Raw genomic sequence first — 22,388 nt, forward strand, 5'->3', positions numbered from 1 at the left:
ACAGTTGTTCGTCTTAGGAACTCTTCCGTTCCGCAACTCGCTTTGCTATTATATAATGGTTTGTGACTTGTGTCAACAGTTTTTTTCACTTTTTTTAATTTTTTAAAAAATATATGCTTTTTTGTATTTTTACAGTGGCAGGGAGGTCTGAAATCCCCTGCCACTGCATGCAGCTCACGCAATCCTGATATTATCTAAAGTACTCAACACCAGATTCGAAAATCTTGATATCCTGCTCTCCGTAGATATTGACAGCCACGCCTGCGTCACGACGCTCACTGTGTGCCATCTTTCCGAGAACACGTCCATCCGGGCTTGTGATACCCTCGATGTTCATATAAGAGCCGTTTACGTTAAACTCACCCTCATATCCTGTCTCATCTACCGGTACATACTCTGTTGCGATCTGTCCATTTTCCTTGAGTTTCTTCAGCCACTCATCATTTGCGACAAAACGTCCCTCACCATGAGAAGCCGGATTACAGTATACGCCGCCAAGCTGTGCTTTCTGAAGCCATGGAGACTTGTTGCTGACAACCTTGGTGTAAACCATCTTGGATACGTGACGTCCGATGGTGTTGTAGGTCAGTGTCGGAGAATCCTCTTTCTGTCCGCAGATCTCACCGTACGGTACCAGTCCCAGTTTGATCAGTGCCTGGAATCCGTTGCAGATACCGAGAGCAAGACCATCACGCTCATTGAGGAGCTTCATAACTGCCTCCTTGATCTTCTCGTTCTGGAACGCGGTAGCAAAGAATTTCGCGGATCCGTCCGGCTCATCTCCGGCTGAGAAGCCGCCCGGGAACATGATCATCTGTGCCTGATCGATGGCTTTCTCAAAGAGCTCTACAGAATCATGGATATCTTCTGCTGTAAGGTTCTTGAATACCTTTACGTCTACCTCGGCGCCTGCTCTCTCAAATGCACGGGTGCTGTCATACTCGCAGTTTGTTCCAGGGAATACCGGAATAAATACACGCGGTTTTGCAACCTTATGTTTGCATACATAGATGCTGTCTGCTTTGTAAAGGGAACCGTCATCTGCCTTGACGTCCTCGGTTCCTGCTGCTGTTTTAAATACATTCTCCAGAGTTCCTTCCCATGTGGAAAGCGCCTCTTTCAGAGTGATCTCTGTATCACCGTAGGTGAACTTCGCATTATCCGTAACCTCACCGATCACAGTATAGGTAATGGCAAGCTCACCGACTTTTCCATCCGGAACCTCACAGATGATATCGCCGAATGCCGGAGCAAAGAAATCTCTTGGATCAAGGTTATGCTCGATCTTTACACCCATGCCGTTACCAAAGGCCATCTTGCTGACTGCAGCAGCGATTCCATGACGGTCAAGTGCATATGCGGAGATCACACGGCCTGCCTGGATATCCTGGTGTAATTTATCATACTGCTCCATAAGAGCCGGGTAATCCGGAAGATCATAGGAATCCTTCGGTGCACGGAGCCATACCAGCTTGCTTCCTGCTTTTTTGAGCTCCGGTGTGATCACATCTTTTACCTTTGCAACATCCACTGCGAAGGACACCAGTGTCGGAGGAACATCAATGTCATTGAAGGTTCCGGACATACTGTCCTTACCGCCGATGGAAGGAAGGCCGAATCCGATCTGTGCCGCATAAGCACCAAGCAGTGCGGAGAACGGCTGGCTCCATCTCTTAGGATCTTCTGTCATACGACGGAAGTATTCCTGGAAGGTGAAACGGATCTTCTTATAGTCACCACCGGTTGCAACGATCTTGGCAACAGACTCGGTTACTGCGTAGGCAGCTCCATGATACGGACTCCATGAGGAAAGGTATGGATCAAAGCCGTAGCTCATCATGGTAACAGTCTCTGTTTTTCCGTTCTGTACCGGAACCTTTGCAACCATGGACTGTGTCTCTGTCAGCTGATATTTGCCACCGTGAGGCATAAATACACTGCCTGCGCCGATGGAGCCGTCAAACATCTCCACAAGACCCTTTTGTGAGCATACATTCAGGTCAGCAAGAGTATCCATCCATTTTTTCTTTACATCTGTTACATCCGGACGTTCCTCGAAAAGATTTCCGTCCTTTGACGGGATCTCAACCTCAACGGAGGTCTCCTGATGTGCACCGTTGGTATCCAGGAATGCACGGGAGATATTTACGATTTCTTTTCCTCTCCAGTTAAGGACAAGGCGTGGCTCCTCCGTTACAACTGCAACCGGAATTGCCTCGAGATTCTCTTCATTTGCAAATTTCAGGAAAGTATCCACATCTTTCGGGTCAACTACAACAGCCATACGCTCCTGAGACTCAGAGATGGCGATCTCAGTGCCGTCAAGACCTGCGTATTTTTTCGGAACCTTGTCGAGGTCGATCTGAAGTCCCGGTGCCAGCTCGCCGATGGCAACGGAAACACCGCCTGCACCAAAGTCGTTACATTTCTTGATGATATGGCTGACTTCCTCTCTGCGGAACATCCTCTGGATCTTACGCTCGGTAGGCGCGTTACCTTTCTGCACCTCAGCGCCGCAGACCTCGATGGAAGCCTCTGTGTGGACCTTGGAGGAACCGGTTGCACCGCCGATACCGTCACGACCGGTACGTCCGCCAAGAAGGATGATGATATCTCCAGGGTCGGAATTTTCACGGATGACCGCACGTCTCGGAGCCGCACCCATAACCGCACCGATCTCCATACGTTTTGCAACGTAGTCCGGATGATAGATTTCTTTTACAGCACCGGTTGCAAGACCGATCTGGTTTCCGTAGGAACTGTAGCCGTGGGCTGCGCTGCGGACAAGCTTCTTCTGCGGAAGTTTACCCTTCAGAGTTTCCTTTACGGATACGGTAGGATCTGCTGCACCTGTCACACGCATTGCCTGATATACATAGGTACGTCCGGAAAGCGGATCACGGATGGCTCCGCCAAGGCAGGTTGCCGCACCACCAAAAGGCTCGATCTCCGTCGGATGGTTGTGTGTCTCGTTCTTGAAGTTGATCAGCCACTCTTCTTCTTTCCCGTCCACGTCCACCGGTACCACGATACTGCAGGCATTGATCTCATCAGACTCTTCCTGGTCTGCAAGCTTGCCTTCTGCTTTCAGTTTCTTCATTGCCATAAGTGCAAGATCCATCAGGCAGACAAACTTATCATCACGTCCCTTGTACATATCCTTATGGGCATCCAGATATTCTTTGTATGTTTTTTCAATAGGAGTCTTATAATCACCTTCGTCAAACTTCACGCTGGTAAGCTCTGTGGAGAAAGTAGTATGACGGCAATGATCAGACCAATAGGTATCCAGAACACGGATCTCTGTCATGGAAGGATCGCGTTTCTCTTCATTTCTGAAATAATTCTGGATATGCTGGAAGTCCTTAAATGTCATGGCGAGGTTCAGAGAAGCGTACAGCTCCTTCAGATCAGCCTCAGCCATATCCTTGAATCCGTCAAAAATCTTCACATCCTCAGGATCCGGGAATACTGTTACCAGTGTTTCCGGCTTCTCAAGACCTGTCTCACGGGAATCCACAGGGTTGATGCAGTGATGTTTGATCGCCTCAAACTCTGCATCTGTAACGTTTCCTTCGATTACATAAGTAGTTGCTGAACGGATGATCGGTGCTGCATTCTCATCCAGGAACTGTACACACTGCACTGCAGAATCGGCTCTCTGGTCAAACTGTCCAGGAAGGAATTCTACGGAAAATACACGTGCGCCCTCTGCCACATCAAATTTTTCAAGATACAGATCATCTACCGGCGGCTCTGCAAATACGGTCTTGCAGGCTTTCTCAAATACTTCATCGGAGATATTCTCCACGTCATAACGGATCAGCTCACGGACTGCTGTCACAGTGCTGATACCAAGATAATGTTTGATCTCATGTTTCAGTTCCTTTGCTTTTACTGCAAAGGCAGGTTTCTTTTCTACATACACACGTCTTACGTTGCTCATAGAAGGCTCCTTTCTCTATATCCGATAATAAGGATGGTAAACGTGCAGAAAGCATTTCAGTCTTTCTTTTCTGCTGAAAATATAGTATCATAGGAAATATCATTAGTAAAATTAATATATCTTATATCATTTATAAGCGGAGGATTTTTCACATATGGATATCAATCTTGAACTTTACAAAGTGTTTTATTACGTGGCCACGACGCTGAGCTTTTCGGAGGCTTCCAGACAGCTTTTTATCTCACAGTCTGCAGTAAGCCAGGCCGTCAAAAACCTTGAAAAAAAGCTGGGCCATACTCTGTTTGTGCGCAGCACCAAACGGGTCATCCTGACTCCGGAGGGAGAGCTTCTTCTCCAGCATGTAAAGCCGGCCCTTTCCATGCTAAACGAGGGAGAGGCTGTCCTTTCCGGAGAAGGAAATCTTACCGGTCAGCTGCGGATCGGTGCCAGCGATACTCTGTGCCGCTATTTTCTCATCCCCTATCTCCGCCGTTTCCACAAGGATCATCCGGAGGTACGAATCAAGATCATCAACAGTACCTCCATCGGATGTGCGGAACTTCTGGAAAACGGCCAGGCTGAGCTGATTGTCACCAACTACCCGAATTCCCGGCTTTCAGCCCACACCAAGCTTCAGACTGTGCTGGAATTCCGGGATATCTTCGTGGCAAATCCGGACTATTTCACCATGGGCAAATCGCCTCTTTCCATGGAAAATCTTCTGGATTATCCCATCCTGATGCTCGCTCCAAAGAGTACCACCAGCGAATATCTTCATCAGGTGTTTGCAGCCCAGGGACTGAAGCTGTTGCCTGAGGTTGAACTGAACAGCAACGATCTGCTGATCGATCTTGCAGAGATCGGACTTGGTATTGCCTGTATCCCGGATTATATGCTCCGCAACCGTCCGGGTCTAGAACCTGTCCATCTGAAAACACCTCTGCCCGCAAGAAGTGCCGTGATCGCTCATCATGAAGCACTGCAGCTTTCCCAGGCTGCCCAGTGCTTTCTTAAATATTTTTCCCAGATCTGATACGATCAAGTTCCTGCCGCTTACTGCTTTTCGCGATCGAAGCAGGATACTTCCCTGATTCAGTAAAAAAGCCACCGGAATCTGCCATAAGGTTATTACGATCCTTATGTACTCAATTCCGGTGGTCTTTTCTGTTATTGATATCGGTCAGATATTATTCTTATTACTTACGCTTCAGCCTTCGGCATCACGTCTGCTGCCGCAGTGATATACTCATTCTCGATCTTACTGAACAGGCCGCTGTCTGCAAGCTCTGCAAGCTTCACGTCAATCGGCATCTTGCCCAGGACCGGAACCTTCAGTTCTGCAGCGATCTCATCGATATGACTCTCGCCAAAGACCTTGATCTCTTTTCCGCAGTCCGGACATTTCACATAGCTATAGTTCTCCACGATTCCAAGGACCGGAACCTTCATCATATCAGCCATGTTATAGGCCTTCTTGACGATCATGCGGACCAGATCCTGCGGAGAAGTAACGATCACGACACCCTCGATCGGCAGGGACTGGAATACTGTCAGCGGAACATCTCCGGTTCCTGGCGGCATATCTACAAAGAGATAATCCAATTCACCCCAGATCACATCACTCCAGAACTGTTTTACCATATTTGCAAGGACCGGACCTCTCCAGATCACCGGTGTCTCCTCATCCGGGAGAAGAAGGTTTACAGACATAACCTCGATTCCGTTTGCAGTTGGCATCGGATATATCCCATTGTCACTGCCCTGTGCATTGCCCTTGATGCCATACATCTTCGGGATGGACGGACCGGTGATATCAGCATCCATAATGCCCACTTTATATCCCTTGGAAGCCATCAGGTTTGCCAGGGAGCCTGTTACGAAGGATTTACCCACGCCTCCCTTTCCGCTGACAACTCCGATCACATGTTTTACGTCAGAAAAAACGTTTGGTTCTGCCATGAGGCTCTGGGGCTGTTTCTGTCCGCAGCCTTCACAGCTTGATTTGTTGCAGGATGTATTGCTACACTCTTTTGCCATAATAGATTCCTCTCATTCTTTGTATTTACACAGACAGAACTGGCTCTCTGTCCGTATATTTTTCTCATTCACGATCTCTCATGAACTCCTTACCTTACTTCATAAATCTGTCGATCGCTTTTTCCAGTTCCTTGATAGCATCCCTGTCTCCATGCTCCACTGCATCCACGATGCAGTGTTCTATATGATCCTGCAGGATGATCTTGCCTGTATTATTGATCGCAGATTTTACGGCTGACAGCTGGATCAGCACTTCGCTGCAGTCACGTCCTTCCTCCACCATACGCTTAATGGATTCCATATGCCCGATGGCCCTGGAAAGTCTGTTGAGCACGGCCTTGGTCTGTGCGTGGCTGTGATGATGAGGATGTGTGCCATCGTGAGTATGCACATGTTCCTGATCCCCGTGGGTATGTTCAAGAACGGTTCCATCCTCGAGAACGTGCACATGTGTTTCTTTCATGTGTATTTCCTCCTTCAGATCTCCGTGAAAGAACAGCGCTGCCGGATCATAGATGTCTGAATGTCAAAAATGATGGTTCCGTCTTCCAGTACTGTCTTCTCGTAGGAGACATCCTTCCCCTGAAATTTCTGTTTCACATACGCTTCCGGATCTGCAATCTCCACTTCTTCCACAAATACATCACGCATCTGATTTCTCGGACATTTGTTAAAAATTTCCCAGATTACTTCGTACTCTTTCATCTGTGCCTGTTCCTTTCTTAGTCATCCTATCCATTATAATAATTTTATGTTTTTTTGTCAAAAATAATTGCACTCACGCAAATATTGTCGTATGATACATATTAAAAATATTACTGCTCTGTCCGTGGGCAGTAAACATATATTAATGTGATAAATCAAAGGAGATAAATTTCATGCAGCTTTTAAAAGACAGAATTCTGACAGACGGCGTAGTAAAAGAAGGAAATATTTTAAAAGTGGACAGCTTCCTGAATCATCAGATGGATATTGACCTGATCAACGAGGTCGGCAAAGAATTCAAGAAACGTTTTGACCACTGTCCAATCACCAAGATCCTTACCATCGAGGCTTCCGGTATCGGTATTGCCTGTATTGCGGCACAGTATTTCCATGTACCGGTTGTATTTGCCAAGAAAGCACAGAGTGTGAACCTTGACGGCGAGATGTACACCACCAAGGTAGAGTCTTTCACCCACAAGAAAGTTTACGATGTGATCCTTTCCAAGAAATTTCTCGGACCGGAAGATCACGTACTCCTGATCGATGATTTTCTTGCCAATGGCTGTGCACTTCTCGGTCTGATCGACATCGTTAAGAAATCCGGCGCAACTCTTGAAGGAGCCGGAATCGTTATCGAAAAAGGCTTCCAGTCCGGCGGACAGACCATCCGTGACATGGGTATCCATCTGGAATCCCTTGCTATCATTGATTCCATTGCTGATGGCAAACTTACTTTCCGTGAATAAGATTTATCATAAAAAATACTCCTGGAAACTTATATACATTGTTTCCGGGAGTATTTTTATTTTTATCACAGCCAGATCATGATATCATTTCTGATCTACGCATCTGCACCCTTTTCCGACTTTTCTGAAGGTGTCGGAGTTACTGTTTCCTCCGGTGTCGGTGTTCCGGAAATTTCCGTTTCTTCCTTTTCCGATGAAGCCGATGCAGCTTCCGGTGTATTTTCATCTATATCCGGTTCTTCCGTCACCGTAGCTTCCGATGTCACTGTCGGCGTTGGTGTGGCAGTTGCCTCCGGCATGATCTCTTTTTCTTCATAATATCCGTCATCCACAAGCATCTGATAATTATCTGCATCGATCAGCTGGATATCACTGGTCACAGTTCCCACGATCTTGGTCCCGTTGTCATACTGCTCATAATCGGAGATCTCCGGCTTCTCCCCTTTCAGAAGAGCATCCACCATCGTCACACAGTCATGTGCCAGTACACGGTTATCAAACAGCAGATCATCCTCAATCTTTCCCTGGATCGCAGCGGTCACTGCTTCTGCCTCACAGCCGCCTCCTGTGATCATAGGCCAACCATCCTCTCCAGACACATGTCCTGCATCCTCCAGGGCATCCACAGCCCCAAGTGCAAGGTCGTCGGCACCTGTGCAGATAATATCCGGCGCACCCTCTGTATAATTCTGAGAAAGGATCTCCGCCATATCATTCTTTGCGGTATTTCTTCCGAAACGCATCACTGCAGTATCATCAAAGGTCAGCTTTCCTGAAGTACATACCAGTGTTCCGTCGTCGAAATATTCCTGAAGCTTCTCCATCACGCCATTATAAAAAAACAGTGCGTCACGATCATCCGGAGAGCCCATAAGGAACTCAATGGTCAGAGTTTTCTTTTCTTCCCGGGCTTTCTCCAGATCCATTTTTTTTATGATGGAATCTCCCACCATTTTTCCGGCTTTTCTTGTATTAAAGGTAACATAATAGTTGACCTTATCTGTATCCATGATCAGCTGATCGTAAGAAATCACAGGGATAGATTTCTCATACACCTGCTCCAGCACATCGTTCAGGCTGTAAGCATCTGAAGGTGCGATGACAAGTGCAGAAAGCTCTTCATCGTCCAGAATGGACTGGATCTGTGATACCTGCGTATCACTGTCTTCATCTGCCCAAAATATCTCTGCATCATATCCATCATCTTCCAGTGTATTCTGAAGAGTTTCTCCATCAGCAGACCAACGGGGATCATCTGCTGATGAAGGCAGAAACACACCTACTTTCTTATCTGCTGCCGCAGTTTCTTTTGCTTCTTTTTTTTCTTCTTCCTCTGCATCATTGCTGTTTTTGGCTTTTCCCTCCGGGTCTTCAGACTCCACACTTTCATTGGCTGCCTCTGTCGCCTCTTTGTTTTTTCCACAGCCGGAAAAGGCTGCTGTAAAGACAAAAGCTCCCACAAGCAGGATTGCTGTTTTTTTCTTCATGATCAAATCTCTCCTATAAGCCTTTATAGTCCTTTGCCAGTGATTTCAGATAGTCTCTGTAGGCGGCTACAGATTTCTTGGGTTTCAGGATACGTACACTGCCGCCCATCCCGGTCAGCCAGCCGTAGAATTTTCCATTTTCCGGAAGCTCTGCAGTTACCGTCAGATCTCCGCTATCTTTCATCTTATATTCTGCATCTGTACCGAAAAAGTCACGCACCTCCGCCTGTACAGCTCCGGTACAGAGAAGTTTTATTTCTTTTTTTATGGTTCCGGCTGAAGCCTCAAGAAGCTTCCGGTACCCTGTCACAGAGGTCTCATGAATATCTTTAGTTTCATGAATCTCCTTAGCTTCCGCAGTCAGCCCGGGTTCTTCAGACGGCTGTTCCTCTCCGGCACTCTCACCGGCAAGATAATACCCACCCGGCCGTTCTCTTGTATAACGGATATCCATTCCAAAAGAACGTAATACCTCCACATCATCATAAATGCTCTTTCGCTCTGCACGGATTCCCTGTTTCTCAAGATTCTCAAGGATCTTCTGCATAGATATTACCCGATGCTCCCCTGTTTCCCGCAGCATTTTTTCAAGGTACAGGATCTTCGCCTTCTGATTGTTTGATTTTGCCATACTGTCCTCTTATCCTTCGTTTTTTACAAAGCGATGGAAAATATAGGAGTTTGCCTCCTGTTCCTCGCTGTCGTCCAGTTTCTCAAGTTCGATCTTTTTACCGTATTTCTTTTCCAGTGCACGGCTGATCAGAAGATCTGCAAGCTGCGGGTTCTTGGGAAGAAGCGGTCCGTGAAGATACGTACCGATCACATTTTTGTATACAACCCCTTCCTCACCGGATTGTCCGTCATTTCCGTATCCTGACAGAACCTTTCCCAGGGATCTGTTGTTTCCGATGGTGGTACGCCCTCCATGATTTTCAAAACCTACGATGGGCATATCAAAAAGATCGCTCTGCATCACAATGTTTCCAATAAGGCGGCCTTTTCCCTGCTCAGTGCTCATATCTACAAGCTTCAGACCCTCGATCATTCCCTGATCCGTCTTATAATAATTTCCAAGGAGCTGATACCCTCCACAGATTGCGATCACAACTCCATTATCTTCCACATACGCCTTGAAATCCTTCTGGATTTCCTTCAGCTTTTCACATACCAGCATCTGTTCTCTGTCGGAGCCACCGCCAAGAAGTACGATATCCAGTTTGGAAAAATCGATTCTGTCATCCAGTTCATAAGCTATGGTTTCTGCCTCGATTCCTCTCCAGAGACAGCGCTTCATCAGACACTGGATATTTCCTCTGTCACCGTAAAGGTTCAGAAGATCCGGATATAAATGCCCTATCGTTATCTTCATTTCTCACCCTCCAGTTTCTTCAGGATATTTCTGGTGCCAAACAGCGCCGTATAATTTACAAGTACATAAAGATTGCCGCATCCATCCCCGATTCGTTTGCGGATGGCTGTCTCCACATCATTTTCCAGTATGGACGGGATATCCACATATTTCAGACGGAGGCGCATATCCTGACACCGGATACCACTGACTGTAATGGAATTGATATTGTCCCCTCCGAAAAGATCAAAATCCACATCCCAGAGCCAGGAGATATCTTTTCCATCCTGTGCATTATCATTGATCACAATGATGATATCCTTTGGTGATCCGTCCTGCATCACAGCTGAAATGTTCTGGTTAAAACCAGCCGGATTCTTGGCAAGATTCAGAACAACACTGGTGCCCTTGATCCGAAACTGTTCATTGCGTCCGTTTTCCGGATTAAACTTCCGGAGCATCTCATTAAAATGCTCCGCCTTAAAGCCTGCGGTACGAATTCCCGCATAGGCAGCCAGAATATTATACACATTATAGAATCCCTTATAATTGGCCACAATCCGTTTATCCTCCACTGTAAAGGCAATCTGATCATCCACCTTCACATCTGTGGCATCAAAGTCGATCTCCGGACGTTTAAAGCCGCATTTCGGACATCTGTAGTCTCCCAGCTGACTGTAATGATAGAAGCTGTAGATCAGCCTTTCTCCACAGCACTTACAGAACCGGCCCTCACGGATCTCGTTTGTTTTGTTCTCGATCACCGGTTTGCTGATCCCGTAGGTTACAAAAGGATTTCCGCAGTCCATGGCAAGATATGCAGACAGTGCATCATCACCATTGACAATGACCTTCATATCCGGAACCTTTTTCATCATTTCTTCCAGGATGTTCATAGTGATATCGATCTCGCCATAACGGTCCAGCTGATCACGGAACAGATTGGTCATAACCATATAATCCGGTCTGATCCTTGTGAACACATGTCTTGTGGATGCCTCATCCACCTCGATACAGGCATAATCCGCATCCAGTTTTCCGCTGAATTTTGCCCCCAATACAAAGGCTGCCACAACTCCGTTGAGCATGTTTGAACCGGTATGATTGCAGATGACCTTTTTTCCCTCTGCCTCAAGGCCTGCGCACAGCATGTTATTGGTTGTGGTCTTTCCGTTTGTTCCGCATACTACAAATATTTTTTCTCTTACCTGAGAAGAAAGCTCTTCCAGGATATCCGGACAGATCTTCATCGCGACCTTACCGGCCCAGGTCACACCCTGCCGGCCCATAAGCTTACAGACATGTCCTGTGATCTTTGCTGCCATCACAGCAATGGTTGTTCTTATTTTCATAATCTTCTGATTCCTTTGTTTTTATTTCTCTTACCACAGATCTTCCGCTGTCAGGAAATCGGTACAGATTCCTTCTGCTCCCTGCGAAATGTATCTTCTGGCCTGGTCACGGTCATTAACCGTATAAACATACAGACTGATCCCGTTTTTTTCAAAGATCTTCTCCGTTTCTTCTGACCAATACTCCCAGTATACTGTTGCTGCCGGAATTCCCTTTTCTTTACAGAAGGATGCAATATACTCCAGCTCTTCCACAGAATACTCCTGCCACAGTGAATATACATAGGAAGGAAAAGAATAGAGCATGGCCGTTCCGGGAAACATTGCTTCATTGTAGATTTCCGGAATGATCCGATCCAGCGTCTCACCGGCACCTGCATTCCTGGCGATTTCCACATAATCACTGTAATCCTCCAGTGTTCTCTGATAATTGCGAAGAGAATACTGTTTGGAATCGATCAGCACATATGCATCCGGATAATCTTTCAGAAGAAGGAAAAAATCCTCCAGTGTCATGGGGGTGTATTTCCCATATATTTTACTTTGTCTGAATTCCTTTTCTGTAAGGACTTTTTTTCCGTTGCCATCCCACTGTCCCATGGAATCGTTCCAGTTATGCCTGCAGACCCATACTCCATCGGATGTCCTGGAAAGATCCAATTCAAAAAGACGAACTCCCTGTTCATACATGAACAGAAATCCCTCTCTGGAATTCAGGTAATCCTTTCCGTCCATACCTCCCAGAGCATGTGCAATGGTCCTGTAGTCCTTCCAGCTAAATCCTCCTGATGTATTCCGGGCAGTTTCTGTTTCCGGAAAACTTCCTCCCAGAAGAAAAAGCGATACAAACAGTATTTCCAATGTCAGTATAAAACGTCGCATCATCTCAGGCAACAAAAAAATGCACAAGACGTAAAGGAAAACATTTCCTCGCTGCTTTCCTTTTTATCTTCTGCAAATTTATCATATCCGGGAACCTGTCCCAAACCATTCCTATATTGTTTCTGTCCGGTAATACCAAAAGTCCCACCGACCATGTTTATCATCCTTTCGCATACGTGTAGTCGTATTTCATACATTACCGATTGTACGCTAAAAAAGGATAATAATCAAGTTAATCCTCTTCTTCCTCGTCATATTCCTGCTGAAGTCTCAGATATTCATCATATTTCTCGTGTGCATTCCGATTATAGGATCGGGAGATCGGTATTACATGCTCTCCGATATGGAAGCTGTCATTTTCAGCTCCTGTGACCCGTTCCATATTTACTATAAAGCTCTGATGACACCGCAAAAATGTACCGTCGTCAAGCTGTTTTTCGAAGTCATTCAGCTTACCTCAGGTTTCCTTTTCTTTTCCAATTCTTCCAATAAAAGCTCGCCGCTTTTAAATATCCGAATTTCTGACCCTGGAACGATCCGCTCAAGCTGTTTGTGAAGTTTTCTCGCATCCGCCTGCATATCATCACAAATGGCAATGGTCATCATCGTCATATTTATGTATCCCCTTTTACTCCATCATTGTTACTTTTTGTTCTATATATTATACCATGATTTGTTATTCAAATTATGATATCTTAATGTAATTTATGGTCGAAAGCCCACAATTTATGCATTTTTTCGAGTTTTTTGGAATATTAAAAAAGGACATCTGCATTTCTGCAAATGTCCTTTAAATCGGTCAGAAGTAAATTATACAAGCTCGATAAGAACTTCCATTGCTGCATCGCCTTTACGCTGTCCGATCTTAACGATTCTTGTGTAACCACCGTTACGATCTGCGTATTTCGGAGCGATCTCGCTGAACATCTTGTCAACCATGTCAACTTCTTTTGTATTTTTCTTTCTGCCAGCGCCCTTAGCAGGAACCTCTGTTACAGGATAGAAAACTTTCATCATCTCACGACGTGCATGAAGTCTGGAAGGAGCATCTTTCTTGATCTCTTTCTGAACTTCATCGTAAACTGTTTTCTTTTTGCCGTCTACGACTTCTTTTACACGTTTTCCGTCAGCATCTTTACGAGCAACCTTAGCTGTTACTGTAACTGTCTCGAAATTGTCTTTCTCACGTACAGCCATAGCGATAAGTCCCTCAGCGATCTTACGGATCTCTTTAGCCTTAGCTTCTGTTGTCACGATCTTTCCGTGATGAAGAAGGTTTGTAACCTGATTTCTGAGAAGTGCTTTTCTCTGGTTAGATGTTCTGCTTAATTTTCTATATTTTGCCATTTTATTATCCTCCATCTGTGGGACACCAGGACATGCTTGTTCGGTCTTACTGCCCTGCTGCTGACACCCCACTCATTACTCTGTTTCCGGATTATTCCTCTGTAGGCTGGAGCTGAAGTCCCAGCTCTTTGAGTTTTGCAAGTACTTCCTCTAAGGATTTGCGGCCCAGATTACGAACCTTCATCATATCGTCAGAAGTCTTGTTGCATAATTCTTCAACCGTATTGATACCGGCTCTCTTAAGGCAGTTGTAGGAACGAACAGAGAGCTCAAGCTCATCAATGCTCATCTCCAGGACCTTTTCCTTCTCATTGTCTTCTTTCTCGATCATAACCTCTGCGGTCTTAGCATTCTCGGAAAGATCAATGAACAGGTTTAAATGCTCGCTGAGAACCTTCGCTGCAAGGCTGACTGCCTCATCCGGATCAAGTGTTCCATTGGTATATACATCCAGTGTAAGCTTGTCGAAGTCAGTTACCTGACCAACTCGTGTATTCTCTACGATCATGTTGACTCTGTCTACCGGTGTGTAGATCGCATCCACTGCGATCATACCGATCGGCATGTCATCGGTTTTGCCTTTGTCTGCACTGATATAGCCACGACCCTTGGTAATGGTAAGCTCCATGGCCAGTCTGCAGTCTTTTCCACCGTTCAGGGTTGCGATCACCTGATCCGGGTTCATGATCTCAATATCCTGATCTGCCTGGATATCAGCTGCTGTAACAACACCTTTGCCCTCACACTCAATGTATGCGGTCTTCGGCTCATTGTCACTGCTGTGATTCTTAATGGCAAGAGATTTCAGATTCATGATGATTTCGGTCACATCTTCCTTCACGCCCGGAATGGAGCTGAATTCATGAAGTACACCATCGATCTTCACCTGGCTTACTGCAGCTCCCGGAAGGGAGGACAGCATAATTCTTCTTAAAGAATTGCCAAGGGTAGTACCATAACCTCTTTCCAGAGGCTCTACAACGAATCTTCCAAACTTCTTATCTTCGGATATTTCGGTAATTTCGATTTTTGGTTTATTGAAATCAAACACTATAAGGTTCCCTCCTTCTGGGTTAATCAACATTCGAGGGTATTACCAATTTTTATAACTGTAGACACAGTAAACAGTTACTAATTATTTAGAATACAGCTCGACGATAAGCATCTCGTTTACAGGAACATCGATCTGCTCTCTTGTAGGAAGCTCTTTAACTACACCCTTCAGGTTCTCCTGATCAACGTCGATCCACTCCGGAACAAGTCTTCCGCCAGTGATCTCAAGGATTCCTTTATATCTCTCAGAGCCTTTGCTCTTCTCTCTGATCTCAATTGTGTCTCCTGCTTTGCACAGGTAGGACGGAATGTTTACACATTTTCCGTTAACAAGTACGTGCTTGTGATCTACGATCTGACGAGCCTCTCTTCTTGTTCTGGCAAATCCCATACGGAAAACGATGTTGTCAAGTCTGCTCTCAAGCATAACCATAAGGTTCTCACCTGTCTGGCCCTGCATTCTGTCGGCTTTCTTGTAGTAGTTACGGAAAGGTTTCTCAAGAACTCCGTAGATAAATTTTGCTTTCTGTTTCTCTTTTAACTGAAGACCATACTCAGACACCTTGCGGTTTGCACGTTTTAACTGTCTTGTGGACTTCTTATCAATTCCTAAGTAAATCGGATCCAGGCCAAGGGATCTGCATCTTTTCAGAACAGGTACTCTATTTACTGCCATTTCAACTACCTCCTAATTAGACTCTTCTGCGTTTTGGTGGACGGCATCCGTTGTGAGGAACCGGAGTTACGTCACGAATGCTGGTTACTTCAAGTCCGCATGCCTGAAGCGCACGGATTGCAGCTTCACGGCCTGAGCCCGGGCCTTTTACCATAACGTCTACTGTTTTTAATCCATGAATTAAAGCAGCCTTTGTTGCAGTCTCTGCTGCCATCTGTGCTGCATAAGGGGTAGATTTCCTTGAACCTTTAAATCCAAGACCACCGGCACTTGCCCATGAAAGAGCGTTTCCTTCGTTATCTGTCAGTGTGACGATTGTATTGTTGAAGGAAGACTGAATGTGTGCCTGTCCGTGTTCAACGTTTTTCTTGACACGACGTTTTGTCGTTTTCTTTGTAACTTTTGCCATTTTAAAACTAACCTACACTTTCCTTTTATTGAAATTAATTAGTTATATCTATAAATTATTTTTTCTTGTTTGCAACAGTTCTCTTCGGTCCCTTGCGAGTTCTCGCATTTGTCTTAGTCTTCTGACCACGAACCGGGAGTCCTTTACGATGACGGATACCTCTGTAGCATCCAATCTCCTGCAGTCTCTTGATGTTAAGGGCGATTTCCCTTCTCAGATCACCTTCTACTGTCATTGTCTCATCAATAACAGCACTCAGTCTCTTAACCTCGTCATCAGTCAGATCTCTGACACGTGTGTCAGGATTAACCTCTGCTTTAGCAAGAATTTTGTCTGCGCTTGGTCTACCAATTCCATAAATGTAGGTAAGACCGATTTCAATACGTTTCTCTCTTGGTAAGTCTACACCAGCTATACGAGCCATGTACTGTTTCCTCCATTTTCTGTTTCTGAAAGTTCCGCATATCGTATGTCACTTGCTCTCGCAAGGTGAAATGGGACATATCGACCTGCCGCTTTCTTTTCTAGTTTCCTAATTGGGGTGCCTCGGTAAAACACCCAGCTGTAATTGGCGAATCACAGCCTTTCCGAAATTGCGGATCTTAACCGCTGTTGCCTCTCGGTATTAGGCAATACATGCTTATTATCTGTTCAGTAGAACAACCCTACCGGGTGTTTCATACTGCAGCCGCACGTTTCACAAACATTCCAAAGAAGTTCCGATATGGAAATCAACCCTGACGCTGTTTGTGCTTCGGGTTCTCACAGATGATTCTGATGGATCCCTTTCTCTTAATGACCTTGCACTTCTCGCAGATCGGCTTTACAGATGATCTTACTTTCACTGGAAATCCTCCTTCCGTAAATTAGTCTCATATCTGCAGTTTCACAGGCGCACTCATACACAGTATTTGCGCGCTTAAAATATATACTAACACCTGTTTTCCTGAAATGCAAGAAAAAATTTAAAAAATTTTTGATTTTTTTTGCAGGCTGTATTATAATGGGTGGCAAAGTCCGGCAGACATATGGAATCTGCCTATTTTAATGAAAGGAATCTTTACATATGCATACGGAAATGAAATATCGTTTTCTGATACATTACACCTTATCTTTTATCGGTGGATACCTGGGGCTTTATGCCATTGTGTCAAGAGCAGATCTTTTTGGCAATGCCCAGACAGCCAATCTTATTGGTGTTGTGCGGGATCTCATAGGCAGGAATTTTTCGGATATGCTTCTGCGTGTGGGTGCGCTTCTCATATATATGGCTGCTGTTATCCTTACGGTCTGGATCCCAGAGCATTTTTCCACAGATCTTCGTTTTATCAGTATCGGGATCGATATCTTTGCGATCCTGCTCCTGGGATTCTTTCCTTCCGGAATGTCTCCGGTTGTGGCTCTTTACCCCGTGTTCTTTGCAATGCCTTTCCAGTGGTGTACCTTCAAGGCTCCCGGCGGATATAACAGCTCCACGATCTTTTCCACCAACAACCTTCGCCAGTTCACCACAGCTGTCACTCAGTTCCTTATGAAAAATGACAGCGCACAGTGCGATAAAGCAAAATTCTACGGAATGACGCTGCTTTCTTTTCATACAGGTGCAGCTTTGTCTCTGATCCTGTATATGACCTGCGGTCTCTCAGGCGTATGGCTCTGTCTGGTTCCTGCCTTCTATGCTGTATGGCTGATCAGTGCAGACCGGAATACCGCAGCCGATACACCGGCAGTTACCCGAAGCAGCGCTTCTGACGGCAGCAGCTTCAGAAATCTTTCCTATAAGAAAAAAGAGGCCTGACTTTATTTTAGCTTTGATAAAATAAGAGGAAATGTGATCTGTTTTTACACTGTCACATTTCCTTTTTTGTTTACGCGTAAGCCCCTCTGGCGCTTACAGCTTATATGCGTTCGAAATCCAGTATCATGATTTTGAATGGCCGCAAATTGATTTCATCTATATTTCTCATACTATCCTCATAACATATCAATATGCTCTGTAACTTGTTTAAACATTCCACGGTATTTACATTGCGCTTACCGGGAAAATCTTTTATAATTATTCCAGAAATCATAAATCCTGCTATATATTTTTGACCGAACATGAATGGAGAATTGAAATGCCCAAAAGTATTTACGAAGATATCTATAAAGATCTGAAAATGAAAATAGAGGACAACACCTTTGCCTATCAGGAGCTTCTGCCTTCCGAAAACACTCTGATCCAGACTTACGGCTGCTCCCGCAATACCCTGCGACGTGCGGTCAGTCTTCTTGTCAGTGACGGCTATGTACAGACCATGCAGGGAAAAGGTGTCCGCAATATCTACCGTCCAAACGAGAAGACTGCTTTCACCATCGGAGAGATCGAAACCTTCAAGGAATCTGCTGCAAGGAACGGTCAGAATGCCCATACGGAGGTGGCTCTTTTTACAGAGCTTTGTATCAGCAAAAATCAGTCAGCTTACACAGGATTTCCCGCTGGTGCAGAAGTATATTATATTCAGCGTATCCATTATCTTGAAGATATCCCGCTGATCATCAACCATAATTATTTTCTGAAGGAATCCGTTCCCGGCCTTACTGCCGAGATTGCCAGTCATTCTATCTATGAATATCTGGAACAGGTGCTTCATATGACCATTGTCAACAGCAAACGTATCATGACTGTGGAAAAGGTTACAGAAATTGATGAAAAATATCTTCATCTGAATGTAAAGGATTATAACTGCGTGGCTGTGGTGTCAAGCCAGACTTATAACAGTGACGGTGTGATGTTTGAATATACCCAGTCACGGCACAGACCGGATCATTTTCGATTTTATGATAATGCCCTGCGCCGATGAGCCAGGCTCATAACTGCTTCGCAGCTATACGGTTATGAGCAGGTGACAAATGTGGCTCACAAATATCCGCCTAGATCTGTATAGATGCTGTAGTTTCCTATTTTCCAAAATTATGTTATACTGAAACGATCAACGGAGAGAGGAAATTTTATTTTTATGAAAAAACGAGAATCTTTTAACAGCCGCTGGGGGTTCATTCTGGCCTGCATCGGGTCTGCGGTTGGAATGGGAAATATCTGGATGTTTCCCACCAGAGTTTCCCTGTATGGCGGGGGATCGTTCCTGATCCCGTATTTTATTTTTGTGGCACTGATCGGCTTTACCGGGGTGATCGGTGAGATGAGCTTTGGCCGCGGGACACGTTCCGGGCCCATTGACGCCTTCGGCATGGCCTGTGAAACCAGAGGCAGACGAAGGCTGGGTGAAACACTAGGCTGGATACCGGTGATCGGTGCACTGGCCATGGCTATCGGTTATACCGTTGTTATGGGATGGATCTTCCGATATATGCTTGGAGCCTTTACAGGCTCCACCCTGGCACCGGCAGATATTGAGTCCTTTGGCACCAAATTCGGAGGCATGGCCTCTGCCTGGGGAAATAATCTCTGGCAGCTGGCTGCTCTTGTGATCTGCATGTTTATCCTGATGTACGGCGTTGGAAGCGGCATCGAAAAGGCCAATAAAGTGATGATGCCTATCTTCTTTATACTGTTTGTGATCCTTGGCATCTATGTTGCCTTTCAGCCGGGAGCTGCTGCCGGATACCGCTATATCTTCCGCGTGGAGCCGGAAGTTCTGGCAAAGCCTTCCACCTGGATCTTCGCACTTGGACAGGCATTTTTCTCCCTGTCTGTTGCAGGCAACGGTACACTGATCTACGGATCTTATCTTCCGGACAGCGAAGATATCCCTGCATCTGCTGCAAGGGTAGCACTTTTTGATACTCTGGCTGCTATGCTGGCAGCACTTGTTATCATTCCGGCCATGGCTACCACAGGTGCCAAGCTTGACCAGGGCGGTCCCGGACTTCTGTTCATCTACCTGCCGCACCTGATCAAAACCATGCCTGGCGGACGGATCATTGCCATCATCTTTTTCGTAGCTGTGTTCCTTGCAGGCATGACCTCGCTTATGAACCTTTATGAAGCTCCTATTGCCACAGTTCAGGAAAAAACAGGTCTTGGCCGGATTCCCTCCTGCATGGTGATCTCAGTGATCGGCGTTGTGGTTTCGCTTCTTATCCAGGGCATTGTTTCTGACTGGATGGATGTGCTTTCCATCTATATCTGTCCTCTCGGCGCAGGACTTGCAGGGATCATGTTCTTCTGGATCTTCGGCCGGAGCTATGTGGAAAGTCAGGTCAACAAAGGCCGCGAGAAACCATTCACGAAATATTTTTACCCGGTGTGTAAATATCTTTATATTCCGGTGTGCTTTCTGGTGCTGATCCTTGGTGTTGTGCTGGGCGGGATCGGATGATAAGGTGATAACATAAGTAAAATAAAAAATTATCTGCATAAACAAATCCCCCGAAAAATGATTTTTTAATCATTTCCGAGGGATTTTTATGTTTTATCTTATAATATTCGTAAAGCCAGGATTTTCGATTTGCTGCATATCCTGAATACACTCACTTCACAGTTTGTCAACAAGTTTAAGTTTTACACTGATTTCCAATTATTCTACATTCTTAGAGTGTATCCGGTTTCTCCACTTCATAGTCAGACCAAGATGCAGCCGTATCGCTGCCTGAGAAACGTAAAAAAATGTGAGTGATAAATTCCACTTCAGATTCTTTTCTGCAGAAAAGGCAAAAAAAGACCCGGCAGCTTGACGCCACCAGGTCATCCTTTACAATATTTCTTATTTATCTCTCCAGATGATTCTTCCTTTGGAAAGATCATACGGAGAAAGTTCGATCGTTACTTTATCTCCCGGGAGAATACGGATAAAATTCATACGGAGCTTGCCACTGATATGTGCAAGTACCACATGTTTGTTTTCCAGTTCCACTTTAAACATCGCATTAGGCAGTTTCTCCAGAACAGTGCCTTCTACTTCGATCACATCTGCTTTTGACATTTTTTACCTCCTATGTCATGACAACAATTGCTGCTTACAGATTCGTAAGCGTCAGAATCTCTGGTTCCCCATCGGTGATGAGGATCGTGTTTTCATAATGGGCGGAAAGTGAACCATCCATGGTTACCACTGTCCACTCATCGTCCAGCCATGCCACGTCCGCACGACCAAGGTTGATCATGGGCTCGACGGCCAGGGTCATTCCCGGAAGGAGCTTGATGCCCCTGCGCTTCTGCGGGAAGTTTGGAATCTGCGGATCCTCATGAAGATGAGTTCCGATTCCATGTCCTACAAGGTCACGTACAATACCGTAACGGTATTTCGCTGCGTGGGCTCCGATGGCTTTGGAAATATCATTTAAATGATTTCCGGCTTTTGCCATTTTCAGTCCTTCAAAAAAGCACTCTCTTGTAACCTTAATGAGCTGCTGTGCTTCTTTGGATACTTCACCTACCGCATAGGTACGTGCTGCGTCAGAATGGTAGCCCTTATAAATCAGGCCGGCGTCGATCTTAACCAGATCCCCGTCCTGGATAATCTTCTCCTCGGATGGAATTCCATGCACAACCTCATCATTCAGGCTGATGCAGAAAGAAGCCGGAAAACCTCCGTAGTTCAGAAAGTTCGGAATACAGCCCATAGACCGGATCATTTCTTCCCCGATCTTATCAATCTCTTTGGTGCTGACACCCGGTTTGATGTAAGGGATCAAACCGTCATGCACCTTCTCAAGAAGATGGCCTGCTTCTCTCATAAGTTCGATTTCATGCTGTGTCTTAATTGTTACGGACATTCTTATTCTCCTAAGATGTCAACGATCTCCTGGAATACCTCATTCAGATCCCTGGTTCCGTCTACCGTCTTCAAAACACCCTGTGTGGTGTAATAGTCAATCAATGGCTGTGTCTGCTCATGATAAACATTCAGACGCTTCTGAACTGTTTCCGGCTTGTCATCATCACGGAGTACAAGCTTGTCACCACAGGTATCGCAGACCCCCTCTGTCTTCGGTGCTGCAAATACAACGTGATAAGTTGCACCACATTTCACACATGCACGGCGTCCGCCCATACGTTTCACGATGTTATCATCCGGCACATCCACATCGATCGCATAGTCAATTTTGCTTCCAAGTTTGTTCAGAGCCTCTGTCAGACATTCTGCCTGCGGAATTGTTCTCGGGAAACCATCCAGAACATACCCTTCCCTTGCGTCATCCTGCTGGATTCTGTCAACAACAAGGTCGCAGGTCAGTTCATCCGGAACAAGAAGTCCCTGATCCATGTAAGTTTTTGCTTTGTTTCCAAGCTCGGTACCGTTTTTGATGTTAGCACGGAAAATATCTCCTGTGGAGATGTGCGGAATCCCATATTTCGCCGCAATTTTCTTAGCCTGAGTACCTTTACCTGCCCCCGGTGCACCCAACATAATAATTCTCATAGCATACCCTCCATTTTCCTGTTTTCTGCCTGATT

25 protein-coding genes are annotated in these 22,388 nt (G+C 45.6%); 5 read left to right on the forward strand and 20 right to left on the reverse strand.

Translation table 11 applies throughout. The annotated features are described in order from the left end of the window. Window positions 1–190: 190 nt before the first annotated feature. Window positions 191–3,946 carry a phosphoribosylformylglycinamidine synthase gene (locus DW694_RS03990; RefSeq protein WP_118608599.1) on the reverse strand — a complete coding sequence of 1,252 codons (3,756 nt, stop codon included), beginning with the start codon at window positions 3,944–3,946 and terminating at the stop codon, window positions 191–193. Between the two features lie 154 nt (window positions 3,947–4,100). Between DW694_RS03990 and DW694_RS03995 the strand changes: the two genes are divergently transcribed. Then, the gene (locus DW694_RS03995; RefSeq protein ID WP_021650784.1) at window positions 4,101–4,979 is read left to right on the forward strand and encodes a LysR family transcriptional regulator; all 879 of its coding nucleotides are present in this window, start codon (window positions 4,101–4,103) and stop codon (window positions 4,977–4,979) included. A 167-nt stretch (window positions 4,980–5,146) separates the two neighbouring features. On the opposite strand, the gene DW694_RS04000 is transcribed toward DW694_RS03995, so the two are convergent. The 3 genes from DW694_RS04000 to DW694_RS04010 form a co-directional block, all read right to left on the reverse strand. Continuing rightward, window positions 5,147–5,983, reverse strand: coding sequence for an Mrp/NBP35 family ATP-binding protein (locus DW694_RS04000; RefSeq protein ID WP_015526958.1), 837 nt, complete (start codon window positions 5,981–5,983; stop codon window positions 5,147–5,149). A 94-nt stretch (window positions 5,984–6,077) separates the two neighbouring features. Beyond that, window positions 6,078–6,446, reverse strand: coding sequence for a metal-sensing transcriptional repressor (locus DW694_RS04005; protein WP_118752591.1), 369 nt, complete (start codon window positions 6,444–6,446; stop codon window positions 6,078–6,080). Between the two features lie 14 nt (window positions 6,447–6,460). Next, window positions 6,461–6,688 (reverse strand): hypothetical protein, encoded by a 228-nt coding sequence (locus tag DW694_RS04010; RefSeq protein WP_015526956.1) that lies wholly within the window; start codon window positions 6,686–6,688, stop codon window positions 6,461–6,463. A gap of 173 nt (window positions 6,689–6,861) precedes the next feature. Between DW694_RS04010 and DW694_RS04015 the strand changes: the two genes are divergently transcribed. Then, the gene (locus tag DW694_RS04015) at window positions 6,862–7,434 is read left to right on the forward strand and encodes a xanthine phosphoribosyltransferase (RefSeq protein ID WP_015526955.1); all 573 of its coding nucleotides are present in this window, start codon (window positions 6,862–6,864) and stop codon (window positions 7,432–7,434) included. Between the two features lie 95 nt (window positions 7,435–7,529). On the opposite strand, the gene DW694_RS04020 is transcribed toward DW694_RS04015, so the two are convergent. The 13 genes from DW694_RS04020 to rpmJ all read right to left on the reverse strand — a co-directional run bounded on the left by DW694_RS04020 (window position 7,530) and on the right by rpmJ (window position 16,833). Continuing rightward, a complete protein-coding gene (locus DW694_RS04020; RefSeq protein ID WP_118752592.1) occupies window positions 7,530–8,921 on the reverse strand; it encodes a sugar-binding protein in 1,392 nt (463 codons plus the stop codon). Between the two features lie 13 nt (window positions 8,922–8,934). Further along, on the reverse strand, window positions 8,935–9,552 hold the full coding sequence (locus tag DW694_RS04025) for a WYL domain-containing protein (RefSeq protein WP_118752593.1): 618 nt from the start codon (window positions 9,550–9,552) through the stop codon (window positions 8,935–8,937). 9 nt (window positions 9,553–9,561) lie between these two features. Beyond that, on the reverse strand, window positions 9,562–10,290 hold the full coding sequence (locus tag DW694_RS04030) for a glutamine amidotransferase (protein ID WP_015526951.1): 729 nt from the start codon (window positions 10,288–10,290) through the stop codon (window positions 9,562–9,564). Next, the gene (locus DW694_RS04035) at window positions 10,287–11,621 is read right to left on the reverse strand and encodes a MurT ligase domain-containing protein (protein WP_118608603.1); all 1,335 of its coding nucleotides are present in this window, start codon (window positions 11,619–11,621) and stop codon (window positions 10,287–10,289) included. The genes DW694_RS04030 and DW694_RS04035 overlap by 4 nt, the downstream gene beginning before the upstream one ends. Window positions 11,622–11,651: 30 nt before the next feature. Continuing rightward, window positions 11,652–12,356: a phosphatidylinositol-specific phospholipase C/glycerophosphodiester phosphodiesterase family protein gene (locus tag DW694_RS04040; RefSeq protein WP_227588377.1), complete on the reverse strand. Its 705-nt coding sequence runs from the start codon at window positions 12,354–12,356 to the stop codon at window positions 11,652–11,654. 379 nt (window positions 12,357–12,735) lie between these two features. Continuing rightward, on the reverse strand, window positions 12,736–12,915 hold the full coding sequence (locus DW694_RS04045) for a LytTR family transcriptional regulator DNA-binding domain-containing protein (protein ID WP_235812329.1): 180 nt from the start codon (window positions 12,913–12,915) through the stop codon (window positions 12,736–12,738). Between the two features lie 35 nt (window positions 12,916–12,950). Further along, window positions 12,951–13,115, reverse strand: a complete 165-nt coding sequence (locus DW694_RS16845) for a hypothetical protein (RefSeq protein ID WP_158526476.1) — start codon at window positions 13,113–13,115, stop codon at window positions 12,951–12,953. A 198-nt stretch (window positions 13,116–13,313) separates the two neighbouring features. Continuing rightward, window positions 13,314–13,850: a bL17 family ribosomal protein gene (locus DW694_RS04050; RefSeq protein WP_021976084.1), complete on the reverse strand. Its 537-nt coding sequence runs from the start codon at window positions 13,848–13,850 to the stop codon at window positions 13,314–13,316. A 91-nt stretch (window positions 13,851–13,941) separates the two neighbouring features. Further along, on the reverse strand, window positions 13,942–14,901 hold the full coding sequence (locus tag DW694_RS04055) for a DNA-directed RNA polymerase subunit alpha (protein ID WP_059085345.1): 960 nt from the start codon (window positions 14,899–14,901) through the stop codon (window positions 13,942–13,944). Between the two features lie 84 nt (window positions 14,902–14,985). Further along, on the reverse strand, window positions 14,986–15,579 hold the full coding sequence (gene rpsD / locus DW694_RS04060; protein WP_015526943.1) for a 30S ribosomal protein S4: 594 nt from the start codon (window positions 15,577–15,579) through the stop codon (window positions 14,986–14,988). Between the two features lie 16 nt (window positions 15,580–15,595). After that, on the reverse strand, window positions 15,596–15,988 hold the full coding sequence (gene rpsK, locus DW694_RS04065; protein WP_015526942.1) for a 30S ribosomal protein S11: 393 nt from the start codon (window positions 15,986–15,988) through the stop codon (window positions 15,596–15,598). 55 nt (window positions 15,989–16,043) lie between these two features. Beyond that, window positions 16,044–16,412, reverse strand: a complete 369-nt coding sequence (rpsM, locus tag DW694_RS04070) for a 30S ribosomal protein S13 (protein WP_008707282.1) — start codon at window positions 16,410–16,412, stop codon at window positions 16,044–16,046. Window positions 16,413–16,719: 307 nt separating this feature from the next. Beyond that, window positions 16,720–16,833: a 50S ribosomal protein L36 gene (rpmJ, locus tag DW694_RS04075; RefSeq protein ID WP_003022746.1), complete on the reverse strand. Its 114-nt coding sequence runs from the start codon at window positions 16,831–16,833 to the stop codon at window positions 16,720–16,722. Between the two features lie 221 nt (window positions 16,834–17,054). Here rpmJ and DW694_RS04080 point away from each other — a divergent pair, with 221 nt between their 5' ends. The 3 genes from DW694_RS04080 to DW694_RS04090 all read left to right on the forward strand — a co-directional run bounded on the left by DW694_RS04080 (window position 17,055) and on the right by DW694_RS04090 (window position 20,310). Further along, complete coding sequence (locus DW694_RS04080) at window positions 17,055–17,786, forward strand: YoaK family protein (protein WP_118752594.1); 732 nt, start codon at window positions 17,055–17,057, stop codon at window positions 17,784–17,786. 319 nt (window positions 17,787–18,105) lie between these two features. Beyond that, window positions 18,106–18,831, forward strand: coding sequence for a UTRA domain-containing protein (locus tag DW694_RS04085; RefSeq protein ID WP_059085343.1), 726 nt, complete (start codon window positions 18,106–18,108; stop codon window positions 18,829–18,831). Window positions 18,832–18,987: 156 nt separating this feature from the next. Continuing rightward, window positions 18,988–20,310 carry a sodium-dependent transporter gene (locus DW694_RS04090; protein ID WP_118752595.1) on the forward strand — a complete coding sequence of 441 codons (1,323 nt, stop codon included), beginning with the start codon at window positions 18,988–18,990 and terminating at the stop codon, window positions 20,308–20,310. Window positions 20,311–20,694: 384 nt separating this feature from the next. On the opposite strand, the gene infA is transcribed toward DW694_RS04090, so the two are convergent. The 3 genes from infA to DW694_RS04105 are packed head-to-tail and all read right to left on the reverse strand — an operon-like array spanning window position 20,695 to window position 22,353. Then, entirely contained in the window at window positions 20,695–20,913 is a 219-nt protein-coding gene (gene infA, locus DW694_RS04095; RefSeq protein ID WP_005428560.1) for a translation initiation factor IF-1, read from the reverse strand. A 34-nt stretch (window positions 20,914–20,947) separates the two neighbouring features. Next, the gene (gene map, locus DW694_RS04100) at window positions 20,948–21,706 is read right to left on the reverse strand and encodes a type I methionyl aminopeptidase (RefSeq protein WP_015526936.1); all 759 of its coding nucleotides are present in this window, start codon (window positions 21,704–21,706) and stop codon (window positions 20,948–20,950) included. A 2-nt stretch (window positions 21,707–21,708) separates the two neighbouring features. After that, complete coding sequence (locus tag DW694_RS04105; RefSeq protein WP_015526935.1) at window positions 21,709–22,353, reverse strand: adenylate kinase; 645 nt, start codon at window positions 22,351–22,353, stop codon at window positions 21,709–21,711. Between the last annotated feature and the right edge of the window lie 35 nt (window positions 22,354–22,388).

Origin of the sequence: Ruminococcus sp. AM26-12LB, assembly GCF_003480785.1 — a bacterium.
Taxonomy (GTDB): Bacteria; Bacillota; Clostridia; order Lachnospirales; family Lachnospiraceae; genus Blautia_A; species Blautia_A fusiformis.

Coding starts and splice junctions, on each gene's coding strand:
- DW694_RS04015 (WP_015526955.1), top strand. CDS start 6,862: ATGCAGCTTTTAAAAGACAGAATTCTGACAGACGGCGTAGTAAAAGAA.
- DW694_RS04005 (WP_118752591.1), bottom strand. CDS start 6,446: ATGAAAGAAACACATGTGCACGTTCTCGAGGATGGAACCGTTCTTGAA.
- DW694_RS16845 (WP_158526476.1), bottom strand. CDS start 13,115: ATGACGATGATGACCATTGCCATTTGTGATGATATGCAGGCGGATGCG.
- rpsK (WP_015526942.1), bottom strand. CDS start 15,988: ATGGCAAAAGTTACAAAGAAAACGACAAAACGTCGTGTCAAGAAAAAC.
- DW694_RS03995 (WP_021650784.1), top strand. CDS start 4,101: ATGGATATCAATCTTGAACTTTACAAAGTGTTTTATTACGTGGCCACG.
- DW694_RS04040 (WP_227588377.1), bottom strand. CDS start 12,356: ATGGACGGAAAGGATTACCTGAATTCCAGAGAGGGATTTCTGTTCATG.
- DW694_RS04085 (WP_059085343.1), top strand. CDS start 18,106: ATGCCCAAAAGTATTTACGAAGATATCTATAAAGATCTGAAAATGAAA.
- rpsD (WP_015526943.1), bottom strand. CDS start 15,579: ATGGCAGTAAATAGAGTACCTGTTCTGAAAAGATGCAGATCCCTTGGC.
- DW694_RS04050 (WP_021976084.1), bottom strand. CDS start 13,850: ATGGCAAAATATAGAAAATTAAGCAGAACATCTAACCAGAGAAAAGCA.
- DW694_RS03990 (WP_118608599.1), bottom strand. CDS start 3,946: ATGAGCAACGTAAGACGTGTGTATGTAGAAAAGAAACCTGCCTTTGCA.
- DW694_RS04030 (WP_015526951.1), bottom strand. CDS start 10,290: ATGAAGATAACGATAGGGCATTTATATCCGGATCTTCTGAACCTTTAC.
- DW694_RS04035 (WP_118608603.1), bottom strand. CDS start 11,621: ATGAAAATAAGAACAACCATTGCTGTGATGGCAGCAAAGATCACAGGA.
- DW694_RS04080 (WP_118752594.1), top strand. CDS start 17,055: ATGCATACGGAAATGAAATATCGTTTTCTGATACATTACACCTTATCT.
- rpsM (WP_008707282.1), bottom strand. CDS start 16,412: ATGGCTCGTATAGCTGGTGTAGACTTACCAAGAGAGAAACGTATTGAA.
- infA (WP_005428560.1), bottom strand. CDS start 20,913: ATGTCAAAAGCAGATGTGATCGAAGTAGAAGGCACTGTTCTGGAGAAA.
- DW694_RS04105 (WP_015526935.1), bottom strand. CDS start 22,353: ATGAGAATTATTATGTTGGGTGCACCGGGGGCAGGTAAAGGTACTCAG.
- DW694_RS04010 (WP_015526956.1), bottom strand. CDS start 6,688: ATGAAAGAGTACGAAGTAATCTGGGAAATTTTTAACAAATGTCCGAGA.
- map (WP_015526936.1), bottom strand. CDS start 21,706: ATGTCCGTAACAATTAAGACACAGCATGAAATCGAACTTATGAGAGAA.
- DW694_RS04020 (WP_118752592.1), bottom strand. CDS start 8,921: ATGAAGAAAAAAACAGCAATCCTGCTTGTGGGAGCTTTTGTCTTTACA.
- DW694_RS04000 (WP_015526958.1), bottom strand. CDS start 5,983: ATGGCAAAAGAGTGTAGCAATACATCCTGCAACAAATCAAGCTGTGAA.
- DW694_RS04090 (WP_118752595.1), top strand. CDS start 18,988: ATGAAAAAACGAGAATCTTTTAACAGCCGCTGGGGGTTCATTCTGGCC.
- DW694_RS04025 (WP_118752593.1), bottom strand. CDS start 9,552: ATGGCAAAATCAAACAATCAGAAGGCGAAGATCCTGTACCTTGAAAAA.